Annotated in this window: 4 protein-coding genes; 3 read left to right on the top strand and 1 reads right to left on the bottom strand. The window is 73.6% G+C overall.

The genetic code is table 11. The features are described 5' to 3' along the window. From GVL05_RS19435 to GVL05_RS19425, 3 genes are all read left to right on the top strand, one after another. Nucleotides 1-1,033, top strand: a 1,033-nt coding sequence (locus GVL05_RS19435; protein WP_159574210.1) for a hydroxyacid dehydrogenase, incomplete at its 5' end; no start/stop codon positions are given. A 100-nt stretch (nucleotides 1,034-1,133) separates the two neighbouring features. Next, the gene (locus tag GVL05_RS19430; RefSeq protein WP_159574209.1) at nucleotides 1,134-3,032 is read left to right on the top strand and encodes a heparinase II/III family protein; all 1,899 of its coding nucleotides are present in this window, start codon (nucleotides 1,134-1,136) and stop codon (nucleotides 3,030-3,032) included. Further along, nucleotides 3,029-3,688, top strand: a complete 660-nt coding sequence (locus GVL05_RS19425) for a ThuA domain-containing protein (RefSeq protein ID WP_159574208.1) — start codon at nucleotides 3,029-3,031, stop codon at nucleotides 3,686-3,688. Before GVL05_RS19430 ends, GVL05_RS19425 begins: the two co-directional genes overlap by 4 nt. Nucleotides 3,689-3,796: 108 nt before the next feature. Here GVL05_RS19425 and GVL05_RS19420 read toward each other — a convergent pair. Beyond that, nucleotides 3,797-5,250 (bottom strand): hypothetical protein (locus GVL05_RS19420; RefSeq protein WP_159574207.1); only part of this gene is annotated, 1,454 nt, incomplete at its 5' end.

Below are 5,250 nucleotides of genomic sequence, written 5' to 3'. Positions count from 1 at the left end.
CGCCCCACGTGGCCACGCGCACCGCTCGCCCGTCCCCGTCGCCTTCGTGATGCCCGAGGCGACCTTCACCCGGGTGTTCGACCCCGGCGACCTCGCCGCCCTGCACGCCTCCGAGGCCGTCCGGCTGGTCGCCGACCGTCCGCTCGACCCGGACGACCCGTGCGACCTCCCGCTGCTCGCCGACGCCGAGGTGCTCGTCACCGGGTGGGGCAGCCCCGTGCTGTCCGCGGACCGTCTGGACCGGATGCCGCGGCTCCGTGCCGTCGTGCACTCCGCCGGGTCGGTCAAGCCCGTCGTCGACACCGACGTGTGGGAGCGACGGATCGCCGTGGCGTCGAGCGCCGCCGCGAACGCCGTCCCGGTCGCCGAGTTCACGGTCGCGGTGATCGTGCTCGCCGCCAAGCGGGCCTTCGCCAGCGCCGCCGCGCTGCGTTCGGACGAGACCCCGGTCGACGTCGAGGGCTCGTGGCCGGTCGTCGGCATGCACGGCGTGACCGTCGGTGTCGTCGGCGCCTCGCGCGTCGGGCGGGCCGTCATCGAACGGCTCCGTGACTACGACGTCCGCGTGCTCGTGAGCGACCCGTACCTGGACGACGACGAGGCCGCGCTGCTCGGCGTCACCGCCGTCGACCTCGGCACCCTCGCCGCCTCGAGCGACGTCGTCACCCTGCACGCGCCGCTGCTGCCGTCGACGCGGGGGCTCGTCGACCGTGCCGTGATCGGGCGGATGCGGCCGGGTACCACGCTCGTGAACACCGCGCGCGGGGCGATCGTCGACCAGGACGCCCTCGCCGACCGCCTGGACCGCGGCGACCTGGCCGCCGTCCTCGACGTCACCGAGCCGGAACGCCTGCCACCGGACGCCCGACTGCGGTCGACGCCGAACACCTTCATCACGCCGCACATCGCCGGGTCCCTCGGAAACGAGCTGCGTCGGCTCGCCGACAACGCGGTGCGCGAGACCATCGCGTTCGCGGCCACCGGCGCGTTCACCGACCCCATCGTCCCCGACGGCTTCGCCGTCCAGGCCTGAGCTGCAGCCCACCGGCCGCCACCACCAACCGCCGCCACCAGCTGCCACCCACCAGCCGCCAGCACCCGTCCACCACCGTCACCACCCGGAGACCCACCCCATGACCGTCACCGTCGACGCCCCGTCCTTCACCGACCGGTTCACCCCGGCAGCGCGAGCGGCGCTCCGTCCGCGCTCGTGGCGACCCGCGCCTCCCGTCAGCGACCGCCCGGCGTGGGCGCACGTCGCGGACGCCGACCGGGAGGCCCTGCTCGCGGTCGCGCACGACCGTCGCGCCGCCGCGGCGGTCACCTTCCCGACCCTCGCCCTGTGGGCGACGTACAGTCGCGACGGGAACCGCCAGCCGTACGAGCGGGCCCAGCGGAACCTGCTCGAGTCCGCCGCGACCGCGGCCCTGGCGCTCGGCGTGACCGGCGACGCCGAGTGGGCGGACGTGCTCGGCGACCAGGTCTGGCGGATCCTGGAGCTGCGCGCCTGGTGCCTGCCGTCGCACTACGCGCTGCCCGAGGACGGCAGCCGGCCGTTCCTGCCCGTGCCCGGTCGGGACGTGCTCGACCTGTCCGACGCCTACGTCGGCGGCATGCTCGCGGCGATCGACGCGATCGCGGGGGAGCGCCTCGAGCAGGACCGCCCCGGCATCCGCGCGCACGTCCACCACGAGATCCGCCGCCGCGTGCTCGACCCGTGGGAGCAGGAGGTGTACTCCTGGCACGGGGTCGACGGGCCGCCGAACAACTGGGCGCCGTGGATCGTGTCGAACGTGCTCGTGTGCGCCGCCGTGGTCGAGCCCGACCGCGATCGCCTCGCCGCGACGATCGACCGTGCGCTCGTGATCCTCGACCGGTTCCGCGCCGGCTACGACGCCGACGGCAGCTGCGACGAGGGTGCCACGTACTGGTGGTGGGCCGGCGCGACCCTGTTCGAGGCCCTGGACCTGGTCGAGGAGCTCACCGGCGGCGCGTTCGACGGCTTCTCGGTCGAGCCGGTCGCCGCCATGGCCCGGTTCCCGATGGGCATGCAGATCGGCGCCGCGACGCAGGTCAACCACTCCGACGGCTCCCCGGCGCTGGCCGAGAACGCGAACTGGAACCTGCTCGCCCGCTTCGGGGAGCGCGTCGACGACGACCGGGTCGTGCGGCACGCCCGGTGGATGGGCCGGCAGCACGCGTTGCGGTTCGACGGGCAGCTCGCCGCGCTGTTCCGTCGGACGCTCGCCGAACTGCGGGACCCCTCGTGGACCGACGGGCCGGCCGAGCCCGGGATGCCCGCGTCGCTGTGGCTGCCCGGCACCGAGGTCGCCGTCGCCCGCGCCCACGACGGCGCGACCGACGGGTTCGTCCTCGCGGTGAAGGGCGGGCACAACGACGTCAGCCACAACCACAACGACGCCGGCGGGGTGATCGTCTCGCTCGACGGCGAACCGGTGCTCATCGACGTCGGGGTGGGCGTGTACCGCCGCGAGACGTTCATGCCGGAGCACCGCTACGGCATCTGGACGATGCGGAGTGCCTGGCACACCGTCCCGCTGCCGAACGGCGTCGAACAACACGAGGGTGCCGCGTTCCGCGCGACCGACACCGTGTTCGAGGACGACGGCGACGTCGCGTCGTGGTCCGCCGACCTGACCGCCGCGTACCCGGCGTCCAGCGGACTGCGATCGCTCCACCGCACCGCGACGCTCGACCGGGCGGTGCCCCGTGACCGCGCCGCCGCACGCGTGGTCGTCCGCGACACCTGGACGTTCGCGGAGCCCGGCACGATGACCCTGGTGCTCATGACCCGCGACGAACCCGTGCCCGTCGACGGCGGGTTGCGCGTCGGCCCCGCCCACCTGTCCGTCGACACCGAGCGGTTCGCGGTGCACGTCGAGCGGCGGGACGTCGACGACGCGAAGCTCGAGCGGGTCTGGGGCCCGGCGGTGCACCGTGTGCGGCTCGTCGCGCGGCAGGCGTCCGCCGACGGCGACCACGCGCTCACCGTGACCCGGGCGACACCGTGAGCGCGGTCCTGCTCGGCGGCTCCGGACGCTGGACCGACCCGTGGCACCCCTTCGCCGAGACGAACGCCGCGGTCACGGCGCTCGCTGCGTCGGCCGGCGTCGCCCTCGAGCAACCGGAGGACGTCGACACCGCCCTGGCCGCCTTCGCGACCGGACCCCTGCCGTCACTCGTCGTCGTCGACGTCGGGCTGCCCCGGGACGACCGCCCCGTCCCGCTCGCCGACGCCCGGGCCGGCTTCCACCGCCTGCTCGCGAGCGACGTGCCCCTGCTCGTGCTGCACGTCGCCGCGACGTCGTTCGCCGACGACCCGCACTGGGAACGCGCCCTCGGCGGGGTGTGGGAGCGCGGCACGACGATGCACCCGCCGTTCGGGCCCGCGACCGTCCGGGTGGTCGACGCGGCGCACCCGATCACCGCCGGCCTGCCGGACTTCACCCTGGAGGACGAGCGCTACACGCACCTGCGGGTCTCGCCATCGGTGCGGGTCCTGCTCGACCACGAGCACGAGGGGGAGCGGCACCCGCTCGCCTGGGTGCACGAACGACCCGGCGGCGGCACCACCGTCTACGACGCGCTCGGCCACTCCGCCGCGTCGTTCGCGTCGCCGGAGCACCGCGCGTTCCTGACGCGCGCCCTCGCGTTCCTCCTGCGCTGACGTTCCACTTGCGCTGACGTTCCACTTGCGCTGACGGGGTGGGGGCGACTGCCTGGAGGCCCGGTGCCGGTCTCGTGGACCGGCACCGGGCCTCCAGGCAGTCGCGTCTCAGGCGATGGTGACGTCGCCGACGACCAGCCAGCCCGCCTGCTGCGTGCCCTGCGCACCGAGCTCGATGCCGGGGGCGTTGCCCGCGGTGGTGTCGACGATCGCGATGCCCCACCGGTACGCACCCGCCGCGACGCCGGCCAGCGACGGACGGAACGCGTACGACGTCGGCGACCCCTTCAACCACTTCGACGGATCGGACGCGCTGTCCACGAACGTCCCCGCCACGCTGCCGTCCGCACGGAGCAACGCGACCGCCGCCTTGTACTTGCCGTTCCACACCGGCAGGTTGTCGGGCAGGTAGCCCCACCCGGTGTTCGTCCACTCGTGCGTGACGTCCACCGTCGCGCCGGCGGACGCCGAACCGGGCACGACCACGCGCGACGGGTGCAGGCGGTAGCCGCCCTCGGCGTCGAACCGCTGCGTCAACGGGAAGGTCTGCGCCGCGAACCACGACAGGGCCTCGCCGTTCCGCAGGTCCATCATGTTCACGTGCGCCTCGACCGAGTCGTCGAACTCGCCCTGACGGACGTCGGCGGTCGTCACGTACCCGCGCGGGTCCTGCGTGACGTCGTGCTGGGCGGTGACCCACCCACCCTCCATGATGATCGGCCGTTTGTACCGCCACTTCGCGGCCATCGACTTCTCCCAGTCCGCGTAGTACGTGGTCATGCCGAAGGCGTCGTGGCGCAGGACGTAGCCCTTCTCGTACGCACCGTCGAGCATCCGCTCGCTCTCGGGGTCCGGGGTGCCCCAGTCCTTCGGGCCCCCGATCATCCGGTGGTAGTTCAACGCCAGCGGCACCCGGGTGAAGTGCTCCTGGTACAGGTCGATGATCCAGTCGAACACCGGCTCGCGGTTCGCCGCGTCCTGGTACAGCATCGAGTGGCCCTCACCCCACTTGCCGAGCCCGTACCCGTCGATGAAGTCCGTCGTGGCCGGGTCGTCGTACTGCTTGCCGAAGGCCGCGACGAACGCGGCGTACTTCGCCTGGAACACCGGGTCGTCCGGGTACGGACTCCACACGGTCTTGCTGCCGGTCTGCGTCTCGTACCCGGCGGCCCCGGCGGCACGCACCCACGCGGGCGTGAAGTCCGACGACTTGTCGCGACTGTCCACCACGACGCGGAAGGCCAGCCGCAGCCCACGGCGACGGGCCTCGGCGAGGATGCCCGCGAACGCCGCGTTCGTGTCCCAGCCGTACACGCCCTCGGACGGCTCGAGGATCGTCCACGAGACCCGCATGTACATGACCGAGGCGTGGTCGGACACCGTGACCGTGGTGCCGTCGGGCAGTGGGACGTCGTCGTACTGCGTCCAGTAGTTCGCGGGCGGTGCCGACGAGCCGTACAGCGCCCAGCCGTTGAGCGGGTTCCGCAGGACCGTGGTGGTGTCGGCGGCGAACTCCCGCTCGACCGCGGCGGCGAGGTGCGGGCGACCGGGGTGGCCGGGGC

Source organism: Curtobacterium sp. 18060, from assembly GCF_902706105.1.
Taxonomy (GTDB): domain Bacteria; phylum Actinomycetota; class Actinomycetes; order Actinomycetales; family Microbacteriaceae; genus Curtobacterium.
This window is presented reverse-complemented; position numbering and strand designations above follow the sequence as displayed.